Consider the following 25,737-nt stretch of genomic DNA (forward strand, 5'->3'; position numbering starts at 1 on the left):
GAGCCCGGTTCAATACCGTAACCATACCAACCAATTAGCTGCTTAAAATAAAACTCTAACTTTCGGGGGTCACATCATTCTAGCGGTCCTTTTTGTCTAACTTGCACCATGAGCACAGACTAAAAAGAATAAAAAGTGCCAGGCAACCTCATTTTTAGGGATGTGCCTGGCACTAGGTATTGCTTGAATTATATTAGGTTTCTATTTAGTTAATGCGTAGGGACTTCCTTTTAATTGGTTGTAGCCTTGTCTGTTATTTTGTTTAAGTGTTGGATGAACATAGTGGCCATGCTTTGTGTTAAGGTATAAACTCAAAGTAGGTTAGGAATTTCTTAGATTGAATTAAGTATATTATTGAGGAGTCTCATTGGAGAGGTTTAATGATTTTTTAGTTTATTGATTTCCCTAGAATGCTCTGAAATCATTTGGTCATAGTATTCGAGGTCATGTTTTGTTGCCATTGTCGCCTTTATTTCTTTAACCTCCTCGAAAACGGAATCTAGTTTTTTTTCAATTGTGGTCACTCTTCCGTTTATTTCAGTAACTTTTTCATTTGTTTCAGAAATTTTCCCATCCATTACGATTATTTTTCTATCCATTTCAACTATTTTTCCATCCATTTCGACTATTTTTCCATCCATTTCAACTATTTTTCCATCCATTTCGACTATTTTTCTATCCATTTCAACTATTTTTCCATTTAAATCAGCAACTTTTACATTTGTTGCGGCAACAGTGTTAATTAATTGATGCAATAACTCACCCTGTCTTTTCTGTTCTGCTAAAATTAAATTAAGCGTTTTTTCCACTTTTCCTCACCTCCTTCTTTTATTAGATTTTATTATAGCAGATTTATGTTGAGAATTGTCGATGAAATGGATTGAAGTGAATCCTCCAACCATTGATCAAGTTTTCCTTAGAAGCTTTGCTCCACCATTTCTCGTTAAACATCAAATCGTGTGCAGAATACCAAAAAAAATCCCCTTATCCACTTTTTGGATTTGGGGATTTTTATTATAAAAACCATGGAGACGGTTCGACCTTTGATTTGAAAAATTGAAACTAGCAGCCTTATTCCGTTGGCAATTCGTTAAAGAATGCAACATCCTCAATCGGAAGACGTGTCGTAGGATGTCCAGGTTTTGTTGCTTTTCCGATTGCAATGAGCATAACCGGCACTAACTGCTCAGAAATCCCAAAAGCTTCAACAAACTTTGCTTTATCGTAGCCACCCATTGGAACCGTGTCGTAACCTTTGGATCGCGCGACAAGCATAAGCTGCATCGAGATAAGGCCACCATCAGTATATACAATTTGGCGAGCCACTTCAGGCTGTAATGTGGAATACATACCGACCGTACGTTCGATGAATGATTTAGCCGTATCAGCTGGCATAAAGCCTCCTTCTACTGCCTGTCCATAAATTTTTTCAGCCTTCTCATAGCTTTTTGTATCACCAAGGACTGCTATAACAGCAGAAGCTTCGACTACTTGTTGTTGGTTAAACGCAATTGGCAATAGCGTTTCCTTCAACTCCGGTTTATCGATGACTAGAAAACGCCACGGCTGGAGGTTCGATGACGAAGGAGCCAATGTTGCTAGCTCCAGTATTTCGGTCATTTCCTCGCGGGATATCCGCACTGATGGATCAAAGGTACGAACAGATCGACGTTCACGAATAACATCCAAGAACATTTGCTGCTCGAGTTTTTCTAAAGTTTGAGAGTTTGCCACAATAATTCCTCCTATCAATGAAAGTATACTTTATCTCAAATACGCACATTTTTAGGAAAATTCTTATAAAGTATAAGCTTCTTTGCGCATATTGTTTTTTGATACTAAATTACCTTACTCAAATCAAGCCGAATTGTCAAAAATAATAGATTCGTAACTTTAACCATAAATAAAAAAGCGAATGATACTATTCAAGTACCATTCGCTTACTCTTTTCAATAGGATGGTGCCAGGCACTTTGATCCTTGAGAACCGTCCCAATGGAAACATATCCCTAATTTCCCATTAAGTTTTCAAATATAACAGAGATATTCCATTCCATCATCCCAATATAAGAATCTCCTTCTTCACCTGGTTTTCCTAGAGAGTCTGTAAATAATGTCCCGCCAATTGGAACACCCGTTTCTGTTGAAACCATTTCCATACTGCGAGGGTCGATACTCGTTTCTACAAATAATACTGGAATTTCTTGTTCATTAATTAAATCAACAATTTGCTTTACTTGTTGGGGTGTTCCTTGATTTTCTGCATTGATTTCCCAAATGTAACCTGCCTCAAATTCGTATGCAGCACTAAAATATTTAAAAGCGCCCTCACTTGTAACTAAAAAACGCTTTTCCTTAGGAATTTTATTGAAGCTTTCTAACGCTTCTTGATGAAGTTTTTCTAATTTCAAAATATATTCTTTAGCGTTTTTTTCGTAAATATTTGCATTCGCTGGATCTATTTCAATCAGGGCATCTCTTGCATTTTCTGCATACTTAATTCCGTTTCGGATATCAAGCCATGCATGTGGATCTTCTTCACCTTCATTTCCTTCTGATGTTAAAAATTTAGGATCTACTCCTTCACTAAGTCTAAATACAGGCGCATCCTCACCAGTCTTTCCCGCTGTTTGGATAAGCTTCTCAAACCAAGAGTTACCTGCTTCAAGATTTAAACCATTATAAAAAACGACATCTGCATCTGTTGTTTTTTGAATGTCTAATGGAAGTGGGTCATATTCATGCGGATTAGATCCTACTTTAGCTAAACTATGAATCTCTACTTGATCGCCACCGATATTTTTTACGATATCATAAAGAATGGAGTAAGTCGTAACCACCTGTAACTTATCCTCTTTATGTTCTTTTCCTGGTTCACTACCGGTTTCCCTATTTTCACTACATCCTGCCAGAATGACAATTGCAAAAAGACTTATAATAAATAATTTTAGAAAATATTTCATTGCTATTCCTCCTTTGTTTTTTATGAAAGGGCTTGTTTTTTCCTTCTTGCTTTTAAGAAACGCCATAAGATTCCTTGTTTTGGTGAAAAACCAAAGGCTAATAGGAAGAGAGCAGTTGAAACTAAGACAATGGTTGCTCCTGAGGCTAAGTTATAAGTGAAGCTAAAGTATAACCCCACAACCGAAGCAATCACTCCTAAACCAGCTGAAAGGTAAATCATTACCCATAATCGATCAGTTAATAAATAGGCTGTTGCTGCTGGAGTGATTAGCATAGCTACTACCAGTATGATTCCCACTGTTTGTAAAGAAGCAACAGTTACCATTGTCAGCAGCGTCATTAAAAAATAATGGATAAATTTTATTGGTAGTCCATATGCTTCTGCCATGGTCGGATCAAAAGAAGTCACTAGTAGTTCTTTGTAGAACAAATAAATCGAAATTAACACAAATATTCCAATGCCCAGTGTAGTCCACATATCTGAAGGTCGGACTGCTAATACATTCCCAAACAAGATGTGATAAAGGTCCGTACTACTTTTCATTAGGGTGATCAGAATAATTCCTAATGCAAAAGCAGCCGTAAACATAATTCCAATGGAAATATCATTTTTGATACGACTATTTTGGCTAACAAAACCGATTGACATTGCGGTCAAAACACCTGAAATAACGGCTCCAACAAAGAAATTAATTCCAAGCATGTAAGCAATGGCCACCCCTGGAAGAACAGCATGAGAAATCGCGTCACCCATTAGTGCCATTCCTCTTAAAATGATAAAACAGCCCACTACTCCACAAATAATTCCAACCATTACAGAGGTTAAAAGAGCTTTTTGTAAAAATCCGTATTGAATCACAGCCTCAATAAAAGACATTTATACCTTCACCCCCAAACTATCAAGAAACGAAAACTGTCCAGAATACGCTTTAGCCAAAACTTCCGCATTTAAAACCTGATTTATTTCTCCAAAACCAATAAGTTCTTTATTTAACAGAACAAGTTGGTCAAAATAATCACTGACTTTACTTAAATCATGATGAACAACAAGAATCGTTTTGCCACTATTCTTTAATTCTTTCAATATAGTAATAATGGTTTCTTCACTTGATACATCTATACCAACAAAAGGCTCATCTAGAAAAAGCATTTCAGATTCTTGAGCAAGTGCCCTTGCTAAAAAAACTCGTTGTTGCTGTCCACCTGAAAGTTCTCCAATTTGACGCTTACTAAATTCTGCTATACCAACCCTTTGTAAACATTGTAGCGCCCATTCTTTTTCTGACTTTTTTGGTCTTTTGAATAAACCTAGTTTTGGATACGTTCCGAGTAAGACCGTATCTAATACTGTGATTGGAAAATCCCAGTCAATATTGCTCCTTTGCGGGACATAGGCAACGGATTTTCTTAGCTCAATAAAACTTTTTCCGTATATTTGAACTTCGCCTTTATCTTTCGGGATAAGGTTTAACAATGCCTTTAATAGCGTTGATTTCCCAGCTCCATTCGGACCAATAATCCCAACTAATTTACCTGGTTCAATTGAAAAACTGACATTTTTCACCGCTTCATTTCCATGGTAGGACACAAACAAACTTTTCACTGAAAGCGCTGAATTCATTCATAATCATCTCCTTCATATCTAGTGTTTTCATTTGTATAAAAATGTTTACTTAGCGCAACTTTTAATTAAAAAAATAACGTGGAATTTTACCACATTTTACTTTAATCATATATATGTCATAACTTTAAAAAAGTTTACCTTAGGAAACATTTTAATCCTTAGGAAAAAACATGTCAATTAAAAATTGCTTTCACGAGCTAAAAAATCCCCTTATCGATTTTTTGTAACGGGTTCCGCTTTAAGGTGCCTATCATATAAATGACAATGAAAATGGCTTGCAAACTGACATCAGTTTTGCAAGCCATTTCTAATTTTTTGCTAAGCTTTCTCCCAATTGGTTTTCTTTCCACATAATTGTAATACCGAAGCCAATGACCATAATAACAGCAGCGAAAAGATAAGGATAGTCGATGTTTACGTCAAATAAAATTCCACCCATCGCTGGGCCACCGATATTACCTAGGCTCGTATAGGTTGAGTTCATACCAGCAACAAATCCTTGCTCTTTCTCGGCAGCTTTTGATAAAAAAGTCGTCAATGCCGGGCGAAGCAAGTCAAATGCGAGGAAGATGAAGCAAGTTACTGCCAGCACAGCCAAAAAGCTAGAGATTACAGTAGACGCCACTGCCAATATTGCACCTATAATTAAACATAATTGGATCAGTTTCTTCTCACCAAGTATATCTACCATTTTTCCAAACATAAATACTTGGATTACAACTCCGAAGATTGAGCTGATTGTAATAATAGCGGCAATCTCCTTCGGCGTGAAGCCAAATTTATGATCAGAAAATAGGCTGAAAACAGTTTCATATGCTGATAAACCGAAAGCAAGTACAAATACAATGATTAAGGCAGTAAAGTAACGTGGATTAAATGATCTTTTGAAATCGCCTATAAAGTTTGTTTGCTTTGTATTAGCAGAAATTTCTGCAAACTGTTCCTTTGTTAGCGGCTCTTTTAAAATAAATATTGATGAAATGCATGCTAAAAAGGCAATGCCTGCCGCAAAGAAGAAAGGCATACGTATACCGTATTCTGCAATAAAGCCACCAATGGCAGGTCCGATAATATAGCCAGTACTAATGGCAGCAGAAATATAGCCTATCGCTTTTGACCGTTCCTGAACAAATGTAATATCTGCAACATATGCAGTAACACCTGGCATAATAAAGGCGGCACTAATTCCCCCTAGAATCCTTGATAGATAAAGCACTGATACATTCGTACCTAAACCAAAGATAAGTTCTGAAACACCAAAAAGAAACAAGCCGATTATGATGATTTTCTTTCTGCCATAATGGTCAACCCAACGTCCTGCGAGCGGTGATATAAGTAATTGTGCCACAGCATGGACGGCGACAAGATAGCCCATCGTTTTTCCCGATAAATGCATGATATTCATAAAAGACGGCATAACGGGGACGATAAGACCTATACCTAGATATGCAATGAATAGATTGCTTAAAAGAATAATTAATACCAACTTTTGTTCTTTAATTGTTTTCTTCATATTTAATCACCTCTTTCTGTATAATCATTGATGTGAAATACCTCTTTGTAATACTTGCTTTAGAAGGTTTTGTTCAATAAATAATTAAGGAGCTCACGATTATCCGACTGCATAATCATGAGCTCCTTGTATCACTACAGAACAAATAAATGCTTAGAAACTGCACAAAATAAAATTCTATCTGCTTTGATTCTTTAAAATGAATATGATTCTCCGTCTTCAGGTACTAAAACATTCGAGGAGATTCCTTTTTCATTTATAAAGCTTTTTAATTCTTCTTTTGATAATGTCCAATGATTGACAGCTTCCATATGGACAGAAATGATTTTTGCATGTGGAGCAGCTTTATAAACTTCATAAATGTCATCTTTCCCCATAATTAGAGAACCACCTTCAGAAAGTTGAACATCCCCGCCGTTGACAACAATGATTTCTGGTTTGTGTGTTTCAATTACTTCCTGAACAGCTTCATACCAAACAGTATCTCCAGCTACATATAAAGTCTTCTCATTTGAGTGTTTGAAGACAACGCCGCACACTAGACCAGTAGCCTTTAGGATTTCGCCTCTTCCATGCTCGCCTTTTGTTTTAATTAATTGGATTCCTTCAAAGACTGTATTCTCTTGTAAAACCTCTACATTTTGGAAGCCTGCATTTCGAAGTTCAGTCGCATCTTCTTCATTTTGGGAAAATATTTTAATCTCTTTGGGCAGCGATTCTTTCGCAGCATCATCCCAATGGTCATAATGTAGATGCGTGACAATAACAGCATCAACATTATGAATGATTTCATCAATGGATATTGGTAAACTAACTAAAGGATTATTTGAGTTGTTTTGTCTTAATGAAGGGAAAGGCGGGTAAGTCCCTTTTTCTGATAACATTGGATCGATCAAAAACTTCTTTCCCGCATATTCAACGACAATTGTTGCATTACGAATTTGATGTATATTCATATATATTAACCCCTTTTTCTTTTGAAATTTCATCTGAACAATGTATAGTCTACAATATGGACACATTACAGATACATAGATTAAGTAAAGTCTTTTGGCGGTTTGACTTTATTTATGAAAGGAGTTAAATAAATTATAGATAACACAGATATGCATATTTTGAAGGAACTTACTAAGAACAGTCGGATTACAATGAAAGAATTGGGAGAAAAAGTCCATTTGACTGGACCGGCTACTTCAGCTAGAGTGGCGAAATTACAGGACAATGGGATTATTGAGGGGTACACCATTAAAGTGAATCAAGTAAAAATGGGGTATCTTGTTCACGCAATTATACATATTTATACGAAAAGCACAAATCATCAACCCTATCTGTCGTTTATAAAAGAACAAGATCAATTCGTCATAAACAACTACAAAGTCAGTGGAGAAAGTTGTTATCTTCTCGAATGCAAATTCCCAGACAATGGAATATTAGATGAATTCTTGACAGGTTTGAGCAATTTGGTGAGCTACAAATTATCTATTGTTATTAACAAATAGTGCATCCATAAACATGCGCGGTTGTGAATGAATCCTCTTAAACAAATGGAGGCATTCATCCAAGATGGATCCATGCCCCCATTAGCTTACGTTTGTAACACCCGAAGTCGGTAGGGAAAAGTTAGAAATCAATAAAAGAAATGACTCAGTATAGTGAACTGAGCCATTTCTTTTAGATCCTTTATTTAGATTGCTTCCTAAAAATCATGCCAAAGGTTAAGATCTCATAGCTATTTTTAAGAATAAATCCATAATTTTGTTTGTGGTCGATTATGATATCATCTTCTAGATGGTTCATCACCAATGGGTCAAGTAAGATTGTAATTCCATCAACTTGAAAAATCTCCTCATCCTTTACCTGCTCAACCTGAGCAAGTTCGTACACATACGTGGCACCTCAACCCGTTGTTCTGATTTCATTCAGCTTAATGGTTGGCGCTTCACCCAGTACATTTTTCAGCTGCTGCTTTGCATCTATCGTAAGAGTAACCTTCATTATTATCACCTCTATTTACTATTACCTTACACTTATCTTCGATGCATTAGCAAATACCTCATAAGCTTCTAAAATATCATTTAGCTTAAAGCGGTGCGTAACAAGCTTTTTAGGTTCTAATTGGTTGGCAGCAACTGATTTAAGAAGCATTGGAGTTGAATTTGTACTTACAAGTCCTGTCATTAAAGTAATATTTTGAATCCAAAAATCCCTACCTTTAGGCAGGGATTTTCAACTTGATAAAAAAATTTATCGTTTTTTTATATTTTATTTCAAATCATTAAAAATCTTCGATAATAACACTCTATTGGGATCCTGGCTAAGCTCCCACATCATCGCACCTCCGAGGCTATTCGCCTTGATGAAGGAGGTTTTATATCCGATTGATTCTGTATCATCATAGCTGATAAATTGCGAGCCATTGAACAGCCATGGGACTTTGGAATCTGGTTCCCAATATCGAGTGAATCCATTATTGTTTACATAGTTCGCTTCTAAATTCGCATAACTCAAGGCCGATCCGCCACCCGTAAAGGACTGGTATAGCCCGTTATTATGATTCGTCACCTGGTTATAAGCTCTGCCGTAGAAGGGAATCCCCATAATGAGTTTATTAGTGGGCACTCCTTGATTGAGAAATAGGCGACTGGTATCCTGTACACTCCACTCCCAGGAGAAGCCTGATTCGGGATCACGGTATAAAGGAGCATTCATCCCTGTTATGCCGTCCCAGGAACCGTGAATATCATACGTCATCAGCTGAATGTAATCCACAAACTGGTGAATCAAGTTCAGTTCTGTATTGGCAGCATAGGAGCTGCCTGCTCCAGCGGCAATGGTTAACAAATACGTTTTCCCATCCTTTGCACTTTGAGCATCCAATGTTTCTCTTATTTTTTTCAAAAGAAGCGTAAAATTCTGCTTATCCTCAGGTCGATTAATATTGTCTACCTCTCCCCCGCCTACTGGATATTCCCAATCCAAATCCACGCCGTCAAATCCATATTTTAATAGGAATTGCAGGGCGCTTTCAGCAAAGATTGTTCTTGACTGCTCTGTCAGAGCTACATCCGAGAACCTTTCCGACCATGTCCAGCCGCCAACAGAAATTAATGTCTTTAAATGGGGATATTGCTGTTTCAGCTTGGTTAGTTGATAAAAATTTCCCTTGTAAGGCTGATCAGCCGTATCACCTGGAAATGGTTTTTCCACATCAGCCCAGGAGTCCCCTAAGGCAATTTTTCCATCTGAAGAAATGTTGGCAAATGCATAGTTAAGATGGGTAAGGGCACTTGCATCAATATCAGCAACTTGGAAATTTGAATATGTCGACCAGCCGGTGAAATAGCCGACTCGTTTATAGGCAGCTGGTTCAGGGGTCACTGTATTTTTCACCAAAACAGTTTTGGAAACCTGCGCCGTTTGATTGGCCGTATCGTAGACAATCACCTTTAACGTTTGACTGCCATCCGACACCCATGGATCGGTAGCCCAATTCAAACTATATGGCGCTGATGTTCGCGTACCAATTAAATACCCGCCATTATTGCTGTAAAACTCGACCTTGCTGATTCCTTTATCATCACTTGCACTGACAGACAAAGTAACCGTTCCACCTATGGTCTGACCATCACTTGCAATTGGAGTAACCTGAATGCTGCCAACCTGCGGGGGTTGGTCGACGGCCGGTGCGGATGTGGTAACAGTGATCGTATTACTAGCTGGAGAAATATTTCCACTTGCATCGCGTGCCTTTACAAAGAAACTATAAGAAGTTGATGGACTTAGATTCCCCGAGGAATAAGAGGTTGTAGTCGTATTTCCGATATAGGTATTATTCCGGTAAACATCGTACCCTTTCACGCCAACATTATCCGTAGAACTCGTCCAAGTTAATGAAACCGTGGAAGCCGTTATGGCTGCTGCCTTCAAATTCGTTGGTGCAGTAGGAGACGTTCGATCTCTTTTAGCGGCTTCTGTAACAGTGAAATTACTTGTAAGGCTGAATAACACTAACAATAAAACGATAAAGATTTTATAGCCGTTTTGTAATCGTGGTTTCATGGCAATTCCTGCCTCTCCTATTAAAATAGCAAACTATCTATTCTTCATTTTAATAGGAGGACACGGGAATCGTGTACTGGCAAATAGTAGTAAATTTCAGCCTAGTCCCATATTGCTGATAAAAGGGCCTGGCAACTAGTAATGATCGTCTTTAGGTTGAATTTATTTTTCATCTAAACACCCATTAAATCCCCAGTTCGTCACAAATTTGAACCTGCTCCAAATATTCAATTTTTGCCTTTTCGCTAGATTTTCCTCCTTCCTGAAGTGTTCCAGGTATCTATAGGGTGGATTTATGATATAAGCCACTCGTGCGTATCCCTCTTTTATCAGCGTTCCTTGGACCGATACCCCATTTACATAAACATAGGCTAACAGTCGACCGTAGGTATCTCTTGTGTTTCCCTGTTCAAACTCCAAAGTTATCCTTCCGCTTTTAACCAGCTCGCTATTCCGTAAGAACGCGTCCTTTGCATAGAGCTGAACACATGATTTTGGATTTTTTGACTCCGGTGTATCAATCAATAAATAGCGCACCGTTTCCTTTTTTCCGTTCATATGGACTTTAATCGTATCTCCGTCAATGATATCTATTAAAGTAATGGGTATGTTACTTACTTGATCTTCAGTCACCTGAACGGTGTTCTCTTGTGCTGTATCTTCTATTTGTGATGATAATGGATAGATTGATATAAAGGCAGCTGCTGCGACTATAGCGAACGCTCCTGTTTGTTTTCTCATGAATATTCCCCCCTCCCCATTCCATTTACTAACTGGCAATCTTTTTTATATCTTCCATTTGTTATATATGGGTTTAGGAAGGAATAGGACAGGGTGGTTTTTAATATTATAGAATAAATAAATGGGACGCGCCCTCTGCCTTTTTATAGAAAGGTAGGTCGCGTCCCATTTTCAGAGATAAAATAGTTCTAGAAAATCCATTTCGATTTAAAGATTATCTGCATCAAAGGTATTTCCACCCTCAATCGTGCCGGTCTCAAATCCTTTTGTAAACCAGCGTTTCCGCTGCTCAGAAGTCCCATGGGTAAAGCTATCCGGAACGACATAGCCCTGAGCCTTCCTCTGAATGGTATCATCGCCAACCGCATGTGCAGCATTCATAGCCTCATCAAGGTCGCCTTTTTCGAGGTAGCCCTTCCCTTGTGCATGATTCGCCCACACACCTGCCAAGTAGTCTGCCTGTAATTCAAACCGAACTGAGAACTCATTAGAACGCCTTTCTTGAGGGGATACTTGACCTCCGGTATTCAACAGTGTTTGAACATGATGTCCAACTTCATGGGCGATCACATACGCCATTGCAAAATCACCAGGTGCCTGAAAACGTTGTTTCAGATCCTCATAAAAACCTAAATCAATATAAAGCTTATGGTCACCAGGGCAATAAAACGGTCCAACAGCGGAGCTAGCTTCTCCACACGCGGACTGGACTCCACCGCTAAACAATACAAGCTTCGGTTCTTCGTAATCCAGTCCCTTTTTCTCAAATTCAGCAGACCAGACATCCTCTGTATCTGCAAGGACAACGGAAACAAAATCCGCAAGTTCCTCCTCTTGCTGCGTTACATTCATTGGCGGGGGTGGATTGGCGCCATTATTGGCTGGCGTGTTCCCGATTATATCCCCTGGGTTTCCTCCGAGCAGGGCAAAAAGAATAATGACAATCACACTGCCAATTCCGCCACCAATGACGGTTTTGCCGCCCATTCCCATTCCTCTTCGATCTTCAACATTTGCACTCTGCCGTCTTCCTTTCCACTTCATGCTTCTACCTCCCCGAAATATAAAGATTTCCATTATGTTATACCCAAATTGGACATGATCTATTTCACGTGACCGTGGGTGACCGTGGGGACGGTTCTTTTGGTCCAATCTTAGAATGGTCATTGTGTAGAGGCCTGGCTGAATGGAAGGGTTTGAAGGGCTTCATACCAGTTAATAAAATTGTCAAACCATTATTTTAAGTCTGATAATTTTTCTCCCGTAATCATTTCGTATAGGACTGCCGATTTTTCTTTATCTAATTGAGCATATTTACTTTCAGCATCTATAACAAGTTCTACTTTTTCCTTATTTGGGCTTATCCAGAGTTCATATAACACTGCTTTCGCTTCAATATTAGGATCTTTGTATTGAAATCCAAACCTGTAATCAGGAAGGCGTACCATAGACACTTTTGCATTTTCCCAATCAATATCAGATAAAATCTCTTTCACTTTTTTAACTTGCTCATTATTATTAATTTCTTTAAAGTCCTCATATTGATTTTCATTCCCCAAATACTTTTGGACTTCTATCCTTTGTTCCTCATCTTTTAAATCATTTGAACAACCTGCTAAAAATAGTAATATCATTCCAATAGTGACCATTAATTTTTTGTATTGTTTCAAGGAAATCCCCCCTTTTACTATAGGACGAATTGTTTTAGGTAAAGTTTCAACGTGGTCCATCATAAACATAAAGAAGAGCTCGATTCTTACTGTAGAATCGAGCCCGTTTTTGAATAATTTCTTTACATAAAGCTATGTTATATTCGTTCCACTTGCTGTAACTTCCTTTTTAACATGAAGGGGCTGATTCTTTTCCTTCGCTACTGTTACCCATTTATCAAGTGATAAATATATAATACCTGCAACGAAACATCCTATTCCCAGAACCGTAAATAGAACCTGACCAAGATGTTCATCAAGCAAAAAACCGGCAAAAATGGGTCCGAATGCACTGCCAACGATCCACTGAAGACTTGCTGCCCCCATATAAGTACCACGTAAATGTTCAGGTGCAATATTGGCTACAAATGTCATTTGTACCGGGGATAAGAGCATTTCCCCTAATGTATATATTCCATAGATTATGATAAGGACTAAAAGGATACTCCAGTAGGAAAACTGGAGCTTTGTAAAAAATATTGGCAGCCACCCTACTGCAAGCAGCCCAAAACCAAATAAAACCGAACCATATAGCATGACCTTTCCTAGTTTGCGCTTACTTGCCCATCTCGATATCGCAAATTGGAAGAAAACGACCAGTGCTCCGTTAAAAGCCATTAAATAGGGATATGGATTTTGGGCATCGGAAAGTGCCGGCAATTGTTGATCAAAATGCAAAGGAAGCATCCCTTCTGTTTGTGAAAATCCCATTGAAATCACAATTCCCGTAATAATATAGAATAATAAAATTTTATCTTTGACGAGCACCGTAAAAATAGATGGCAGTTTCTCTACTTCATCCATTTCCTTCGAATCTTTCTTTCGTTCACTTTTCGGTAATGTTTCTGAAAGTAAGAGCGCTAAAAAAAGGGAATAAACAAAAACGGATGAAGCCGCAATGATAAAGATGACTGTTTTTGATAAAAACACAATGGAAGTACCAAGCAAAGGACCGATGGCTGCTCCAATATTGTGGCCCATTCTCAGCAAACCATATGCTTCCGTTCTTCCCTCTTCATCTGTCACATCTGCGACCATGGCTGATGCCGCGGGATGAAAAAGTGAATTAAACAAGCCGAAAAAACTCGATATCAATAAGAAAGGATAAAAACCATCGAAAAAAATAAACCCCAGCATAACCAATCCATTTCCAACCATTGAAACAATCATTATAGGTTTCCTACCATATTGATCCGCAAGCTTTCCACCTATTAATGAACCAAGCACTCCGGCAATTGGCCCCATCGCCATCACCACACCAACTTGCCAAAAATGATCCACCTTATCACTCATATATAAGGCGAAAAAAGGCATTAACATCATCATCGCAATACCATTAATCGATTCACCGATGAAACGAATCCAAATATTACGATCCATGTTTCGATAAGCCTGTAAAGTCATTTTCAATCCTTTTTCCTCATTTCTCTCTGACATCCATTTTGGCAGTCCTAGATTTTCAAAACATTAGAAAAGCACAAAAGCACTAGTCTCTTTTAAGAAATAATCGGCGAATGCCCGCCATTGTAGCATGCATGTAAAGAAATTCCTCATTAAAAAATAATAATTTTTAAGTTCCTTGACCAATTAATTCCACATCTAAAGCGTGCTTCCTAATCATGAAGTGAGTAAAACTACTGCAACTGGGCAGTATATGTTTAGGTTAATTTACATTCATATTTAGCATATTGGCTATTATTCAATGAGGAAGTGAATAGATGAATAACGGTAACGAACGCAATAACTTGGGTGAAAATGTAGAAGATATTGACAACAATCAAGCTGATCGTACTGCTAATGTAGGTACCAGTGACTTTGGTGAAACAACAGGAACTTTGACTGATGCCGTTTCGGGTGCTATGATAGGTGCTCCATTTGGACTTGTTGGTGCTGTTATAGGCGGTGTTGCAGGCGGTGTTATTGGTAATCAGATGGTGGAGTCAACTGAAACAGATAACAATATAGATTCAAATAATCGTGATGAGAAAAGTAATACTAGCTCTATAAATAAGTAGATATTTTTCATTTTGTATAATTGGACTACTATTACAGCAGTCCTTTTATTCATTTCAATCAAAATTTACTCCTACCCAATTTATTCTGTACATTTTTTTATTAACTTTTGATATTTATTATGTCCATCTGTTAAACCAACAAGTTCAAACTCATTGTTCTTATAAAAGTTATTTAGCTTTTTATTTCCAGCCACACAATCTAATTTTAGATACTCTGTTCCACTTACGTTGTTCTGGACCCAATCCAGGATACTTTTCCCCATCCCTCTTTTCATATATGAAGAGGTAACAGCAAGTCTATGTAAATAAACCGATTTAGAGGAGGGATCGACACCCCAAATATGCCTATCCCATTCACTTTGTTTAGATAAAAGCGTAAATGTTGCCACGATTTCGTTATCTTTCATAACAATATACGTTTTTTCATTAAGTATGTCCTGTTTAATCTCTTCATCTTGGTTACCTTCTAATAGAAACCTCCACTGGTTTATCTCATTATCCTTGATCCACTGTGCTGTCTGTTTTAACAGTTTAATAATTTCGCTGCTCTCTTCATTCGCAGCCAATCTAATAGTAAAACCCTCACCATAATTCAAGTTCATTTTTTCCTCCTCATTGATTTTAGCTTGAATTGGTAAATAAATCTGTACCTCTTCAACACCATTACCGATAGGATGATAGGTCTCGATAATATAAGAATCGGGATCTCTTTGATAACCTGGTTCTCTGCCCCATTCAAAAAAATACTCTATCATATTCTATATTTTATTTATTCAATAAAAAAACCTTACTTCCTGCATTGGATTAAGGAATGGGTCATTACCCCAACATAGAAACTCTCCATTGGAACACATTGACGGTGTAAATACCTCCATTCATTACATGTTAGTTTTCCTTAATCTAGAAAAATTTATTATTCTAATGCAACTAAACTGCTTCAGTCCTTATGCCTATTAAACTGAAGGAGCTTCAATTCCTAACTTTAAAGAATTCTTATTAACCACTTCCACATGGAAATGGTTGTATATGGAAGAAACATGGTATAATATTTTTAATAATTTGTAATAAGGTCGTGAAAAAATGCCAGCAAAAAACCAATCTAAACGTCTAGAGGATCACCTTAGGGCCATACAAATATCCAAGAAGCTAATAAGAAATCCACGATTTAGAAATCAACATAATGGAATCCTTGTTGTAGACTATACAACTCGAGAAGATATTGAGATTGAAATCGTGAGACCGGAAGATATCCTTGTACGTGCAGAAGAATTTGCTGAATCTAGGGAGGGTATTGATGTGAATACTCAAAAGAAAAAGCTTACTAAAGAAGAAAAGAAAGCACTCCATAAAGAGCTTGCTGGCAGTGCACAGTCCCATACTAAAGAGGGTATTGAAGAATTACTAAGAATTGCAAAAAGAGATGACTGGGAGGACTAATCATTGGATAGAGCACTGGTGGATACAAACATTTGGGCAGCCGATGAAATGGGGTACCAGGATGCCGTAGACTATATTGAACATTTAATTGATGAAGAAGTTGAAATCATCATGACTACATTGGTTAAAATGGAGCTAGCGTCTTACCATTTAATTGACAAAGACACAGTAATTAAAGAAAACCGGGACAAATATATAAACATGATGGCCGATGTAGTATTTCATATCACAGAAAGAGAAATGGAATTAGCAGCAGAGATACGAAGAAAAGCTAGAGGTGATGCAATCAGACAAAAAAGCATTAAAACACCTGATGCTCTGATTGCTGCCTCAGCCCTGGTACATAATTCTTATAAAGGTAGAAAACTAGATTATGTGAATCCTATCAAAGATAACGTAGATTATTCTGCATTTGGTAAAGCATATGCTAAATCAAAAGGACTTTAAATACATAGAACTAAGTTAGACACTTTATTTTAAAGGTGTCTTTTTTCTTCTAAATAAGATACCTTCTCCGTCCTAAGGTATTACCTAACTTCATTAACCGTTCACAATACTGTAACAACATCTAACAAATCACCCTGTCCTTCCCCCCCTATTTTCATATATAGAGGGTAGAAAAGGTTGGTGCATTTTTATGAATTTGTCTTAGTATCGCGATTCAGTCCTTTAAGCAGCTGATCCGCAAACTGAAATCTACTAAATCCGTATTAAAACCAATTGCCTTCTTTTACGGAATTGTCACCAACAAATTAAAAGAAATCTTTCTTAATCAATTATTTGAAGTTCGTGAAAGTAAGCCGATACACTTTGTGCTCCAATCAGGCGAGGTCATGTACTATGATTGGCCACATAGTGAATTATAATTTTTGGTTGTACTTTTTCACGAACCGCGCTACTTAACTACATACTTCTCACCTTTTTCATCAAAAGTGTGCTTAAAGTCAAACGCAAAAGAAGTGGGGCCATGCTGAAAATAATAGTTATATCTTTTGAAAGCCTCCTGCCAAGAGACATCCTTAACCTTCTCTGTCCACCATACAACATACGAAAGGTGTTTCTCTGGATAAGGCTCCATCCATTTGCTCCTATCTCTCATGGCTTGGCTGTGCTGACCTGAGTAGGTAAAACGATATAGGCCCTGAAGGGTTTTCCATACAGTCAGCGTAAGAACGGGGAAACCAACCCCTTTTTTAGCTTCCTCGGGGATAGCGACTCCAAAAGGGGAAAACTCCTCTATTAGCTGCCCTGTTTTAGCAGCCTGTCGCATTACTTGGTGTCCCACTTCATAAAACTCACGTGATGCCGGGTGGTCATAATGGTGATTAAGCCTGCCCACCGTATAAATCGAAACGAAAGCCATATGTATACCTCCATTTAATGACCATCGGGACGGTTCTATTGGTCTTTTTTCTATCAAATGACCGCGAGAACCGTCCCTGTGGTCCCTTGTATTCCCTGTGGTATTCCACTTTAAAATTTACAATAAATTCTACACAGTCAATTAACTCTTCCTATGTTATTATATAATAGTTGACTTTTTTCAGGAGGAAACCTTTCATGTTTGATGTGAATACATCCTTTATTAAAGAACAAGGTGAGATGATGAAGTCTCCCATATGTAACATCGATCTACACTATGATGAATTGTCTTCTTTTATACAAGAAAATGGAGGAAATCATGCTTCTCATTTGATTTTCTTAAAAGATAAAGAGATTTTTTGGACGAAAGAGCGAGATGTACTTATTGTATATAAACGCATTGCAAATAAATTAATGGTTTTAGGTGATCCAATTGGAGCTGAAGCAAAAATTCAGGAAGCCATAAAAGATTTCTGTGAATATAGCAAAAGCAGAGGCTTTAAACCTGTTTTCTATCAAATAAGTCCACAGTATATGCACTTTTATCATGATTCAGGTTTTCGCTTCCTTAAGGTTGGTGAAGTGGGGTTAGTGAATCTCCAACAATTTTCTTTAGAAGGAAAACAAGGAGCAAAATTACGAACAAAATTGAATAAATTTACGCGAAATTCTTATACAGTTAGCGTAGTCCACCCCCCTTATTCAAATCACATGCTTTCCGAATTAAAGCTTATTTCCGATTCCTGGTTAGGCAGTCAGAAGGAAAAAGGGTTTTCGGTCGTCTCATTTAGCAAAGAATATGTTTCGCGGTTCCCAATCGCACTTTTACACAACCCTGCAGGTGAACCCATTGCCTTTGCTACGTTAGCAACTGATCATAAAAATACGGTTACCATTGACCTGATGAGAAAATATTCAGATACCCCTTATGGAACCATGGATGTATTATTTATTCATATTTTTCAGTGGGCAAAAAACAACGGATATCAAAACTGCAGTTTAGGTATGTCTCCATTATCAAATGTCGGAAACTGCAAACATTCATTTACAGGTGAAAAACTAATTCGCCTAGCCTACCTTTACGGGAATTCCTTCTACAATTTTAAAGGTCTAAAAGAATTTAAAAGTAAATTTACCACCGATTGGGAACCAAAATATATAGCTTACAAAAAAAACTTTCTTCTGGTGACTTTTGTACAACTGCTGCTTCTGATCAACTATAAACGTAGTTTAATAGATCATAAGAAAAGAAAAAATAATTCTATTAAAAATGCTATCACAAAATGGCGTTTTGAATGACCATAATGAGAGGCTTTAATGATGCTCGTAAGCGTAAATAAAGAACTATTTCTTAAATTTATTAAATACAGTATTGTGGGCTGCTTAAGCGTGCTCATTTATTTTCTGTCTGTTTTCGTTTTGGTTGAACTTTTTGACAAAGGTCCTATTTTCGCATCAACACTTTCCTTTATCATCATGACTTACATCTCATTTCTATTAAACAAAAAATATACCTTTGGCAGCAACTTCTCCTACAATCAATTGTGGCGTTTTCTCGTTGTTTCTGCCATTGGTTTCACCTTAAATTTTAGTATCATGTATCTAGTAGTAAATATCCTATCACTTCACTATGTAATCGGTGAGCTAATCACAACATTGATCATTCCCATCATCAACTTCATATTGAATAACTATTGGACATTTAAATAGTAGGAAAAAGTGTGAGGCCGTGGTGCCTGACACTTTTATTATATTTAGATTGGTTACAAAAAATATAGTTTGATTTTTAAATCAGAGCGCTATGTGGTAGAAATTTTTGAGGATTAGAGGATAAAAGGAAGAAAAAATTGTTACAATTTATTTGATATATATATTTTTAAAAAATAATCAATTCGTTAAATAAATAGTTATATCTTTTGAAAGCCTCCTGCCAAGAGACATCCTTAACCTTCTATGTCCACCATACAACATTAGATTATAGATACTGAAAATTCAAAAAAGGTGCCAGGCATCTTCCAATTTTGGATGTGCTTGGCACTAAGGTATTGTTATAATTAGGTTTCTTTATAGTTATATGCAGATATCCTTTGGAATCAGTTGGTGCCTTATCATTTAAACCTTCGATATTAAATGGTCATTCACTTCATAGGTACCCATCAAGCTAGTACTTTGGTTTAGGACACGACCTGAATAGCCGCATGCCAGTTATAATTATATTTCATGTTAAGCCCGATGATCAGCACAGTCATTTGTTCAATCGTACGTGCTTTTTGCAGTCCGCCTGCATCTAGAGCCTGGAACGGCAGCGCGGATATTAGTTCAATCACTTCCGCTTTCGCCTGTTCCTCTTCACCGATGACCAACACTGTTGATTTTTGCCCGTTATTAAAATACGGTTCATAGAATACGCCTGCTAATGTGTTTTTGAACGCGCCGACGACACGAGATTCGGGTAGAAGTCCTGCAACGGATTCGGCCGCGGAATGATCAGGTTTCGTTATCAGGCCATCGTACGTCGCGTTAAGCGGATTGGAAATATCGACGACGATTTTTCCTCTTAGTGCAGTCACCAATTCGCGAATGGTTACATTGTTTTCTTGATAAGGGATGGCCAGGAACACGATGTTCGCGCGCTCGGCTGCTTCCGCATTGCTTACGCCTTTAATACGAGGTAAGCCAATCTGTGCCGTCACTTCCTCCGCAGTTTTGCGATTACGGGAGCCAAGAAAAACTTGATATCCTGCTTTTGCAAAACTTTGGGCAATCCCTTTACCCATATTACCAGTACCAATAACAGCGATGATTGTCATTTTAGAAAACCCCTTTATTTTAATATTGCTATATTAAACTCGGTTACGTTGTCGCGTCTTCAAACCATTCGGATCAATCGTAGCCGCCAAACATTAGCAGCGAAATATTCTCATCTGTCGTATTAATTAAACTATGCAGATCGCCATTTTTAAGTAAAACCATGTCTCCGGGGCGCATCATGCGAACTTCCATGCAGCGTTCCCTTACATCGGTCTTCAGCCAGTCGCCTACAACCATAAGGGCAGTCCCATCCATCATAAAAAAGATTTCCTGATTATCGCGGTGTCGATGAATCCCGATGCTGCAACCTGGTCTCAAAATGTGAAGATCCATATACTCAACTGCCATGAATGACTCGGTACGTGGTGTATCTTGTTTTCTGCCGAATGAATCCTGATTCCAAGGCTTCAAATTTCGGCTAAGCTCATTAGAATTGGCAAATTGGCCATAATTGGAAAACAGATTCCGGTACTCCAGTGACCCTACTCCCCCATGTGGATTTGAGCTTGAACCAACCTTCAAGTAGTTCTCCCAGCCACGTAACTTCATATTAAATTCATATTGATAATTGGCTCCGTTAAGTGAATCCCAATAATCTCCTGTTTCGTCGGCCCATGCGACTTCAATATGAAGCGGTTTAAGCGGATGCATCGAGTTATCCTCGGCGATGTTCATCATATCTTGGCTATCAACGTTTTCGCGTTTAAAATCAGCGAGAGTGCCCCTGATTAGATTGGGACGCAACTGCAGCTCGCCTCGCTGAATCGCAGCTTTTCCTTTTTCGTCAAGCGACTTCATCAGGTCTTCCACGGCTCCCGGATAGCCCCAGAATTCTACCTCATAACGGTCTGATTCAGGGTTGTATATCGCCGAAATCTGTTCATTGGCGGCATGTTCCCCAATTTTGAGGTATAGCTTAATTTTGTCGCTCAGCTGGTGATTGGCGGCTTCCGACAATTTCGAGTCTGGGCCGCCCCGGTAAGAAATTTTCAGAAACGGTCCTATCCAGTCACCAACTGCGATAATTCCGCGAACGAGATAAGTGTCAGTCGAAGTAAAATCTTTGATGTTCTGCTTCTGAAAGTCCATCTTGTTATCCTGGTTTCTGAAGTCCAAGTCACTCGACTGAAGATTATCTTGATTCGGACTGTATAAGACGAGATCTTTAAAAGGGAATAAATACTGCGTGAATTCTGTACGATAATACTCAATTCCCGCCGACCAGTGAACGCCCTCGATTATACGAAGCAGCTTTTCGACTGGATTATGATCATTGTAATTTGGGTTTTGAGCAGGAATTACTTGATCTTGATAAGATATAATCGTTTTCATCGCGATGCTTCCTCCTTAGCAATTAACTGCAATGATACAAAAACGCTACGAATTTTAACGGTTTGTCGCCTGTATTGCGAATGCCATGGAATCCGCCGCTTTTTGTATAAATGACGTTTCCTGGCCCGATTGGCAGTTCTTTGCAAGCTTTCTTACCGATACCAAAAATCTCACGTTCCACCGTTTCGTATTTGTGATCGATCGCAGGGTCGTCGCCGACAGCCATATAGCCGATCCCTTCTCCCTCGACGATATAGTACAGCTCTTCCGAACCAATGTGATGGTGCGTGCCCTCCACTTTGCCGGGGGGTATCGTGACTTCATGAAAATAAGCAACATTGCCTCCGAATTCCCGCTGCAGAATCCAGCGCATTTCAATAATATTATCGGGCTTAGCATCCTCGTTCTTATCCGGTTCCATCATCGCATTCAAATAACGGACAGGCTCGACTTCCTGGGAATTCATAAACCATCCACGCTGGAAATTAATCTGATAATTCAAGTCTTTGATCGTGTTTTGCGGCGAACTCGGTTCGGATGTGCGGGGCTCTTGATGCGAACGGAAATAATTGTTATCCCACTCCGGGTCATGGATCGTATTGCCAAATGGCAATTCTTGATCATATTCCCTGAACGCAACCTCCATTTGTTTAAGTTGCTTAATCTCGCGGATTGCACCGGAAAACTGCGGAATACGTGTAATCGGCATTTCGGCACCTATTTGAGTGATTACCTTGTAATCGTGTCTTGTCCCTAGCGGCACTTCAAGCGTATCCCAAACTTCCACTTGATAAGCTCGGATCCAGTCACAGTAGTGCAAGGTTACAGTAGCCTCGGTCGTATTGTTCGGATCATCCGTATTTATTCGTATGAAGGCTTTCACTTTGTCCCGGATAAATCTCGACTTTTCCCTGACCAGTTCCGTTAAGCGGCTAGCCCGATATTCAATTCGCATGAAATTGCTAAGAAAACGCCCGTCCAAATAAACCTCGCCTTTCAACACGTGTGCATCGCCCTTGTTGCGAACTTCCTGTACATTGTAGCGGTAACGCGGAGAACGAGTCGCATTCAAATACTGAGCATGATAAATTCTGTCCGGAAAAAACACAACCTGAAAAATGCTGTTTTCCGGGCTAGTGAACATTTCATTAAACTTCGGTTCCATTAACTGAGTACCTCCCGTAAATGGTTAGCGATTCTAAATGCATTCGCCTGAATGGTCAGCGTAGGATTCGCACCGCCTGATGTCGGCATAAACGAACCGTCGGTTACGTACAGGTTATTGAAATCCCATGCGCGGCAATTAACGTCGAGAACGGAGTCATCCCGAGATTCCCCGAACCTTGCACCACCCAGAATGTGGTTGGCAATTCGTGCCAAACCGTTCTCTGCGCTGTAAACGCCGCCTCCTTGAATCGAGCCCTCAGCAAAACCACAGCCTTTTTCAAGAATGCGGGCACACTGACTGGCCATAATGTCCATGAGTGCTTTGTCGTGTTGATGCCATTTTTTGATAATGTAGGCAACCGGACGATTCCACTTATCGCGGATTTTTGGATGAAGCTCGATCCGATTCTCCTCTAACGGAACTTGATTGGCCATAAAAGCGACAGACAACGTCGTGCCGAAATTACGGTTCAACCAGCCTAGAAGCTTTTCATCGGTTAGATCCGTGCTACCCGAAAACCCTTTCCAGATTGTATCCAGGTCTTGTGCACCCATCGTCCTCGCAAGCGAGATTGGCAGCGCTGCATCTGAAGTATTGTTGTAAATCGCCGCACCAGCCCAAAGTCGATTGTTATACAAAAATTCACTGGTCGCGCAAAATTCTGTTGCCCAATCGCTATCAAGCGAAATCGACTTGTCAAATCTGCCGCTGACGACTGTGCTCGCTCCGCCAAAACAATGGGTAAGGAAATATTTACCTAATAAATGATTCTGGTTGATTCTTCGGTCAAATTTTAAATCCTGCCTCGCTGATAGTTTAAGCAACCGGACAGACTCGATTGCCGAGCAAGCTACGACTACGACTTTCCCTGTAACCCATTGTGTTATGCCGGATGGGTCACGGTAGTATACTTTGGAAACAGAGCCCCGGGTTTCACATTCCAAATGAGTTACGTTGCAGTTTGGCCGCAGCTCGAAATTAGGTTCGTCCTTTATGGGTGATAGCAGCGATACCCACGTATTGGATTTCAATCCAAGTGGATCGCCGTAGCGGTTTACATAACCCGTTTTTGCCATTTGCGGATTTGCAGGCACTTTCCTGCCACTAGGCTCATGGTCCTCGGTAATGATCGCCAAAGGCGTACGGAAGCGGGGCATACCCAGTGCATCCAACCCTTTTGCGACAAACCGACTGATCGAATTCGGTTCCAGTGGAGATTGATAACAGTCTGTAGGGAACGGTTTCATTTGATTTTCAGCTGTTCCGTTAATGCCTACGAGTTTTTCGGCCATTTCATACCACGGACGCATCTCTTCATAGCTTACTGGCCAATCGCGGGCATTTCTGCGAATATCGTCATTCGGATCTTGAACAAGATCAGAGCGGCCATCGTTAAATGAACGGAGCTTGAAGTCAATCTCGGAAAAGCGCAGCGAAACTGCTCCGTACAGTTGTGTTCCCCCACCGACAACTTGGGCTGTATACCCTTCGATCGTTGCATAATCGCCTGCATTACGCGTCGAGTTTTCGCCGGTTTCCGAATAAATGTGCGGTTCGTCATTCAAGTCAGGCTCCACATGACTGGAGTAGTAGGATTGGCCCTTGTTGGCAACATCGAGCGTGATCACCTTCTCCGCACCTGTCGCAAACAGCTCATCTCGCTTAAAGTCACTAATTCCACAGGGATCCTGATACTGCGGCAGAAAAAGAGGTCCTTTCTCCAATATGAGGACAGATTTTCCCGCTTTCGTAAGCGTATGAGCAATCGGTGCGCCGCCTGCACCGCTGCCGATGATTACAACGTCAAACTCTGTTGGTAGCTTCGCCATGCTTTTCTCTCCTATCAACCAATGTATTCTTGGTTATTCCCTAGCGGTTGTTCCATCGATCTCATCCAATCAAACAGCGTATTTCCTTCCTGATCACGAAAAGTCTGGGATAGGAAAGACCAGCCGGCTGCACCGATGTTTCCGCCATATTTCGGATGGGCAAAAGCACCCGTAATCGTATGACGCCTCAAAAGCTGCAGGAAAAATCCCGGATTCGAGTAACGTGTATAATCCCATTCGGGTACGTCGCCTTGCGCCATCTGATGATAAAGATCGACGAAAACCTCCCTCGACATTTGCAAAGGCTCTTGCCCCGGTCTGCGTTTACGCAGAATGCCGTCGATGATGGACAAGCAAATTTTATAATCTTGCAAGCGGTGAAATTCTTCATTGGCAACTAACTTATCAATAAAATTGGCGACACCCACTTGTTCGTCCAACCGGAATACTTGCGTATACCTATTTTCTTTGAAAGAACGGTCCAGTTGAAAATAGTAATCTTTTAAAAATTTGCTGCCTTCTGCCGTCCGAAACGGGAGAATATGCTCTGTTAATCTATCAAGTATTTTCAGCTCCCATTGCTGAAAACTGATAGGAATGGTACACAGCTGTGTAAAAAATCGCGACCATGTTTTGCCGTTATCCTCCGTAACCGTCTGAGGGTTAATCGGGTCAAGCTTATATTCGCCATTTACTACAAACTTATATCGATGCACCTGTCCTTTAGGCACAAGTAAAGAACAGGCATAATACCGTGTCGGCTGATCCGCAAAACGGATTTTCCTTAGTGCAATAGGTTCGTACAATTTTCCGAAAGTTCCTACTACACTTACACTCTGCTCTTGTTCAGCGGAAGGCATCACATACACAAAAGTTACTAGATTGTAATCATAGTAACTTTCGCCTACCTTACAATCGTTATAGCTGTCGATGATCGGAAAGCGCCAATTTTCGGCGATGGAGGCACGAACATCGTTCGATGCGTACTCCCCGTGGTAATTATGACGGACCTGCGTTTCATCCCTAGCTATATACTTTGTACAATAATTCAACACATATTGATCGAAATTAGGCCTTTCGACTACAGCCGCTGGCATTCTCTTCCCCCACTTCCGTATTAAATTTGTGAACCTTATTTATGAGTTAGTTTTAGTAATATGTTCATCTGTATGCT

26 protein-coding genes are annotated in these 25,737 nt (G+C 39.4%); 6 read left to right on the plus strand and 20 right to left on the minus strand.

The genetic code is table 11. The features are described from left to right. Nucleotides 1-377 precede the first annotated feature (377 nt). The 7 genes from ACY3XC_RS10205 to ACY3XC_RS10235 all read right to left on the minus strand — a co-directional run bounded on the left by ACY3XC_RS10205 (nt 378) and on the right by ACY3XC_RS10235 (nt 7,056). On the minus strand, nt 378-809 hold the full coding sequence (locus ACY3XC_RS10205) for a hypothetical protein (RefSeq protein WP_464868452.1): 432 nt from the start codon (nt 807-809) through the stop codon (nt 378-380). Between the two features lie 262 nt (nt 810-1,071). Continuing rightward, complete coding sequence (locus ACY3XC_RS10210) at nt 1,072-1,695, minus strand: nitroreductase family protein (RefSeq protein ID WP_464868853.1); 624 nt, start codon at nt 1,693-1,695, stop codon at nt 1,072-1,074. A 313-nt stretch (nt 1,696-2,008) separates the two neighbouring features. After that, nucleotides 2,009-2,962, minus strand: coding sequence for a metal ABC transporter substrate-binding protein (locus ACY3XC_RS10215; protein ID WP_464868453.1), 954 nt, complete (start codon nt 2,960-2,962; stop codon nt 2,009-2,011). Between the two features lie 20 nt (nt 2,963-2,982). Then, on the minus strand, nt 2,983-3,840 hold the full coding sequence (locus ACY3XC_RS10220; protein ID WP_095250215.1) for a metal ABC transporter permease: 858 nt from the start codon (nt 3,838-3,840) through the stop codon (nt 2,983-2,985). Then, nucleotides 3,841-4,584, minus strand: coding sequence for a metal ABC transporter ATP-binding protein (locus ACY3XC_RS10225; RefSeq protein WP_464868454.1), 744 nt, complete (start codon nt 4,582-4,584; stop codon nt 3,841-3,843). Between the two features lie 310 nt (nt 4,585-4,894). Continuing rightward, the gene (locus ACY3XC_RS10230) at nt 4,895-6,100 is read right to left on the minus strand and encodes an MFS transporter (RefSeq protein ID WP_464868455.1); all 1,206 of its coding nucleotides are present in this window, start codon (nt 6,098-6,100) and stop codon (nt 4,895-4,897) included. Between the two features lie 194 nt (nt 6,101-6,294). Next, complete coding sequence (locus tag ACY3XC_RS10235; RefSeq protein ID WP_464868456.1) at nt 6,295-7,056, minus strand: MBL fold metallo-hydrolase; 762 nt, start codon at nt 7,054-7,056, stop codon at nt 6,295-6,297. A gap of 132 nt (nt 7,057-7,188) precedes the next feature. Between ACY3XC_RS10235 and ACY3XC_RS10240 the strand changes: the two genes are divergently transcribed. Further along, the gene (locus tag ACY3XC_RS10240) at nt 7,189-7,599 is read left to right on the plus strand and encodes an Lrp/AsnC family transcriptional regulator (protein ID WP_464868854.1); all 411 of its coding nucleotides are present in this window, start codon (nt 7,189-7,191) and stop codon (nt 7,597-7,599) included. Between the two features lie 181 nt (nt 7,600-7,780). Here ACY3XC_RS10240 and ACY3XC_RS10245 read toward each other — a convergent pair whose 3' ends face one another. From ACY3XC_RS10245 to ACY3XC_RS10270, 6 genes are all read right to left on the minus strand, one after another. Further along, a complete protein-coding gene (locus tag ACY3XC_RS10245) occupies nt 7,781-7,984 on the minus strand; it encodes a hypothetical protein (RefSeq protein ID WP_179160421.1) in 204 nt (67 codons plus the stop codon). 378 nt (nt 7,985-8,362) lie between these two features. After that, nucleotides 8,363-10,159 (minus strand): glycosyl hydrolase family 18 protein, encoded by a 1,797-nt coding sequence (locus tag ACY3XC_RS10250; protein WP_464868457.1) that lies wholly within the window; start codon nt 10,157-10,159, stop codon nt 8,363-8,365. 162 nt (nt 10,160-10,321) lie between these two features. Further along, nucleotides 10,322-10,900, minus strand: a complete 579-nt coding sequence (locus tag ACY3XC_RS10255) for a thermonuclease family protein (protein WP_464868458.1) — start codon at nt 10,898-10,900, stop codon at nt 10,322-10,324. A gap of 207 nt (nt 10,901-11,107) precedes the next feature. Continuing rightward, on the minus strand, nt 11,108-11,944 hold the full coding sequence (gene ypfJ / locus ACY3XC_RS10260; protein ID WP_464868459.1) for a KPN_02809 family neutral zinc metallopeptidase: 837 nt from the start codon (nt 11,942-11,944) through the stop codon (nt 11,108-11,110). Nucleotides 11,945-12,135: 191 nt separating this feature from the next. Next, complete coding sequence (locus ACY3XC_RS10265) at nt 12,136-12,549, minus strand: hypothetical protein (RefSeq protein ID WP_464868855.1); 414 nt, start codon at nt 12,547-12,549, stop codon at nt 12,136-12,138. Nucleotides 12,550-12,702: 153 nt separating this feature from the next. Next, nucleotides 12,703-14,019 (minus strand): MDR family MFS transporter, encoded by a 1,317-nt coding sequence (locus ACY3XC_RS10270; RefSeq protein ID WP_464868856.1) that lies wholly within the window; start codon nt 14,017-14,019, stop codon nt 12,703-12,705. A gap of 308 nt (nt 14,020-14,327) precedes the next feature. Here ACY3XC_RS10270 and ACY3XC_RS10275 point away from each other — a divergent pair, with 308 nt between their 5' ends. Beyond that, nucleotides 14,328-14,624, plus strand: coding sequence for a hypothetical protein (locus ACY3XC_RS10275; RefSeq protein WP_464868460.1), 297 nt, complete (start codon nt 14,328-14,330; stop codon nt 14,622-14,624). 80 nt (nt 14,625-14,704) lie between these two features. Here the strand turns inward: ACY3XC_RS10275 and ACY3XC_RS10280 are convergent, their stop codons facing one another. After that, on the minus strand, nt 14,705-15,379 hold the full coding sequence (locus ACY3XC_RS10280; RefSeq protein ID WP_464868461.1) for a GNAT family N-acetyltransferase: 675 nt from the start codon (nt 15,377-15,379) through the stop codon (nt 14,705-14,707). 325 nt (nt 15,380-15,704) lie between these two features. Between ACY3XC_RS10280 and ACY3XC_RS10285 the strand changes: the two genes are divergently transcribed. Further along, complete coding sequence (locus tag ACY3XC_RS10285; protein WP_464868462.1) at nt 15,705-16,061, plus strand: hypothetical protein; 357 nt, start codon at nt 15,705-15,707, stop codon at nt 16,059-16,061. Between the two features lie 3 nt (nt 16,062-16,064). Next, the gene (locus ACY3XC_RS10290; RefSeq protein WP_464868463.1) at nt 16,065-16,508 is read left to right on the plus strand and encodes a PIN domain-containing protein; all 444 of its coding nucleotides are present in this window, start codon (nt 16,065-16,067) and stop codon (nt 16,506-16,508) included. A 448-nt stretch (nt 16,509-16,956) separates the two neighbouring features. On the opposite strand, the gene ACY3XC_RS10295 is transcribed toward ACY3XC_RS10290, so the two are convergent. Next, nucleotides 16,957-17,424 (minus strand): DUF3291 domain-containing protein, encoded by a 468-nt coding sequence (locus ACY3XC_RS10295; RefSeq protein ID WP_464868464.1) that lies wholly within the window; start codon nt 17,422-17,424, stop codon nt 16,957-16,959. Between the two features lie 197 nt (nt 17,425-17,621). On the opposite strand from ACY3XC_RS10295, the gene ACY3XC_RS10300 reads away from it, so the two are divergent. Both ACY3XC_RS10300 and ACY3XC_RS10305 read left to right on the plus strand, forming a co-directional pair. Then, on the plus strand, nt 17,622-18,722 hold the full coding sequence (locus ACY3XC_RS10300) for a phosphatidylglycerol lysyltransferase domain-containing protein (protein WP_464868465.1): 1,101 nt from the start codon (nt 17,622-17,624) through the stop codon (nt 18,720-18,722). Between the two features lie 18 nt (nt 18,723-18,740). Next, a complete protein-coding gene (locus tag ACY3XC_RS10305; protein ID WP_464868466.1) occupies nt 18,741-19,133 on the plus strand; it encodes a GtrA family protein in 393 nt (130 codons plus the stop codon). Between the two features lie 464 nt (nt 19,134-19,597). Here ACY3XC_RS10305 and ACY3XC_RS10310 read toward each other — a convergent pair whose 3' ends face one another. The 5 genes from ACY3XC_RS10310 to ACY3XC_RS10330 all read right to left on the minus strand — a co-directional run bounded on the left by ACY3XC_RS10310 (nt 19,598) and on the right by ACY3XC_RS10330 (nt 25,660). Further along, nucleotides 19,598-20,233: an NADPH-dependent F420 reductase gene (locus ACY3XC_RS10310; protein WP_464868467.1), complete on the minus strand. Its 636-nt coding sequence runs from the start codon at nt 20,231-20,233 to the stop codon at nt 19,598-19,600. Nucleotides 20,234-20,306: 73 nt separating this feature from the next. After that, the gene (locus tag ACY3XC_RS10315; RefSeq protein ID WP_464868468.1) at nt 20,307-21,566 is read right to left on the minus strand and encodes a cupin domain-containing protein; all 1,260 of its coding nucleotides are present in this window, start codon (nt 21,564-21,566) and stop codon (nt 20,307-20,309) included. A gap of 22 nt (nt 21,567-21,588) precedes the next feature. Further along, nucleotides 21,589-22,731 (minus strand): cupin domain-containing protein, encoded by a 1,143-nt coding sequence (locus tag ACY3XC_RS10320; protein ID WP_464868469.1) that lies wholly within the window; start codon nt 22,729-22,731, stop codon nt 21,589-21,591. Next, nucleotides 22,731-24,563: a GMC oxidoreductase gene (locus ACY3XC_RS10325; RefSeq protein WP_464868470.1), complete on the minus strand. Its 1,833-nt coding sequence runs from the start codon at nt 24,561-24,563 to the stop codon at nt 22,731-22,733. Before ACY3XC_RS10325 ends, ACY3XC_RS10320 begins: the two co-directional genes overlap by 1 nt. Nucleotides 24,564-24,577: 14 nt before the next feature. Then, nucleotides 24,578-25,660 carry a gluconate 2-dehydrogenase subunit 3 family protein gene (locus tag ACY3XC_RS10330; protein ID WP_464868471.1) on the minus strand — a complete coding sequence of 361 codons (1,083 nt, stop codon included), beginning with the start codon at nt 25,658-25,660 and terminating at the stop codon, nt 24,578-24,580. Between the last annotated feature and the right edge of the window lie 77 nt (nt 25,661-25,737).

Source organism: Bacillus sp. CZDM1 (assembly GCF_055502545.1).

Excerpts from the sequence above, each read along its gene's own strand:
- ACY3XC_RS10235 (WP_464868456.1), bottom strand. The coding sequence starts at position 7,056 with ATGAATATACATCAAATTCGTAATGCAACAATTGTCGTTGAATATGCG.
- ACY3XC_RS10280 (WP_464868461.1), bottom strand. The coding sequence starts at position 15,379 with ATGATAGAGTATTTTTTTGAATGGGGCAGAGAACCAGGTTATCAAAGA.
- ACY3XC_RS10275 (WP_464868460.1), top strand. The coding sequence starts at position 14,328 with ATGAATAACGGTAACGAACGCAATAACTTGGGTGAAAATGTAGAAGAT.
- ACY3XC_RS10255 (WP_464868458.1), bottom strand. The coding sequence starts at position 10,900 with ATGAGAAAACAAACAGGAGCGTTCGCTATAGTCGCAGCAGCTGCCTTT.
- ACY3XC_RS10215 (WP_464868453.1), bottom strand. The coding sequence starts at position 2,962 with ATGAAATATTTTCTAAAATTATTTATTATAAGTCTTTTTGCAATTGTC.
- ACY3XC_RS10265 (WP_464868855.1), bottom strand. The coding sequence starts at position 12,549 with ATGGTCACTATTGGAATGATATTACTATTTTTAGCAGGTTGTTCAAAT.
- ACY3XC_RS10310 (WP_464868467.1), bottom strand. The coding sequence starts at position 20,233 with ATGACAATCATCGCTGTTATTGGTACTGGTAATATGGGTAAAGGGATT.
- ACY3XC_RS10250 (WP_464868457.1), bottom strand. The coding sequence starts at position 10,159 with ATGAAACCACGATTACAAAACGGCTATAAAATCTTTATCGTTTTATTG.
- ACY3XC_RS10210 (WP_464868853.1), bottom strand. The coding sequence starts at position 1,695 with ATGTTCTTGGATGTTATTCGTGAACGTCGATCTGTTCGTACCTTTGAT.
- ACY3XC_RS10330 (WP_464868471.1), bottom strand. The coding sequence starts at position 25,660 with ATGCCAGCGGCTGTAGTCGAAAGGCCTAATTTCGATCAATATGTGTTG.
- ACY3XC_RS10325 (WP_464868470.1), bottom strand. The coding sequence starts at position 24,563 with ATGGCGAAGCTACCAACAGAGTTTGACGTTGTAATCATCGGCAGCGGT.
- ACY3XC_RS10315 (WP_464868468.1), bottom strand. The coding sequence starts at position 21,566 with ATGAAAACGATTATATCTTATCAAGATCAAGTAATTCCTGCTCAAAAC.
- ACY3XC_RS10225 (WP_464868454.1), bottom strand. The coding sequence starts at position 4,584 with ATGAATTCAGCGCTTTCAGTGAAAAGTTTGTTTGTGTCCTACCATGGA.
- ACY3XC_RS10295 (WP_464868464.1), bottom strand. The coding sequence starts at position 17,424 with ATGGCTTTCGTTTCGATTTATACGGTGGGCAGGCTTAATCACCATTAT.
- ACY3XC_RS10220 (WP_095250215.1), bottom strand. The coding sequence starts at position 3,840 with ATGTCTTTTATTGAGGCTGTGATTCAATACGGATTTTTACAAAAAGCT.
- ACY3XC_RS10320 (WP_464868469.1), bottom strand. The coding sequence starts at position 22,731 with ATGGAACCGAAGTTTAATGAAATGTTCACTAGCCCGGAAAACAGCATT.
- ACY3XC_RS10300 (WP_464868465.1), top strand. The coding sequence starts at position 17,622 with ATGTTTGATGTGAATACATCCTTTATTAAAGAACAAGGTGAGATGATG.
- ACY3XC_RS10305 (WP_464868466.1), top strand. The coding sequence starts at position 18,741 with ATGATGCTCGTAAGCGTAAATAAAGAACTATTTCTTAAATTTATTAAA.
- ACY3XC_RS10230 (WP_464868455.1), bottom strand. The coding sequence starts at position 6,100 with ATGAAGAAAACAATTAAAGAACAAAAGTTGGTATTAATTATTCTTTTA.
- ypfJ (WP_464868459.1), bottom strand. The coding sequence starts at position 11,944 with ATGAAGTGGAAAGGAAGACGGCAGAGTGCAAATGTTGAAGATCGAAGA.
- ACY3XC_RS10285 (WP_464868462.1), top strand. The coding sequence starts at position 15,705 with ATGCCAGCAAAAAACCAATCTAAACGTCTAGAGGATCACCTTAGGGCC.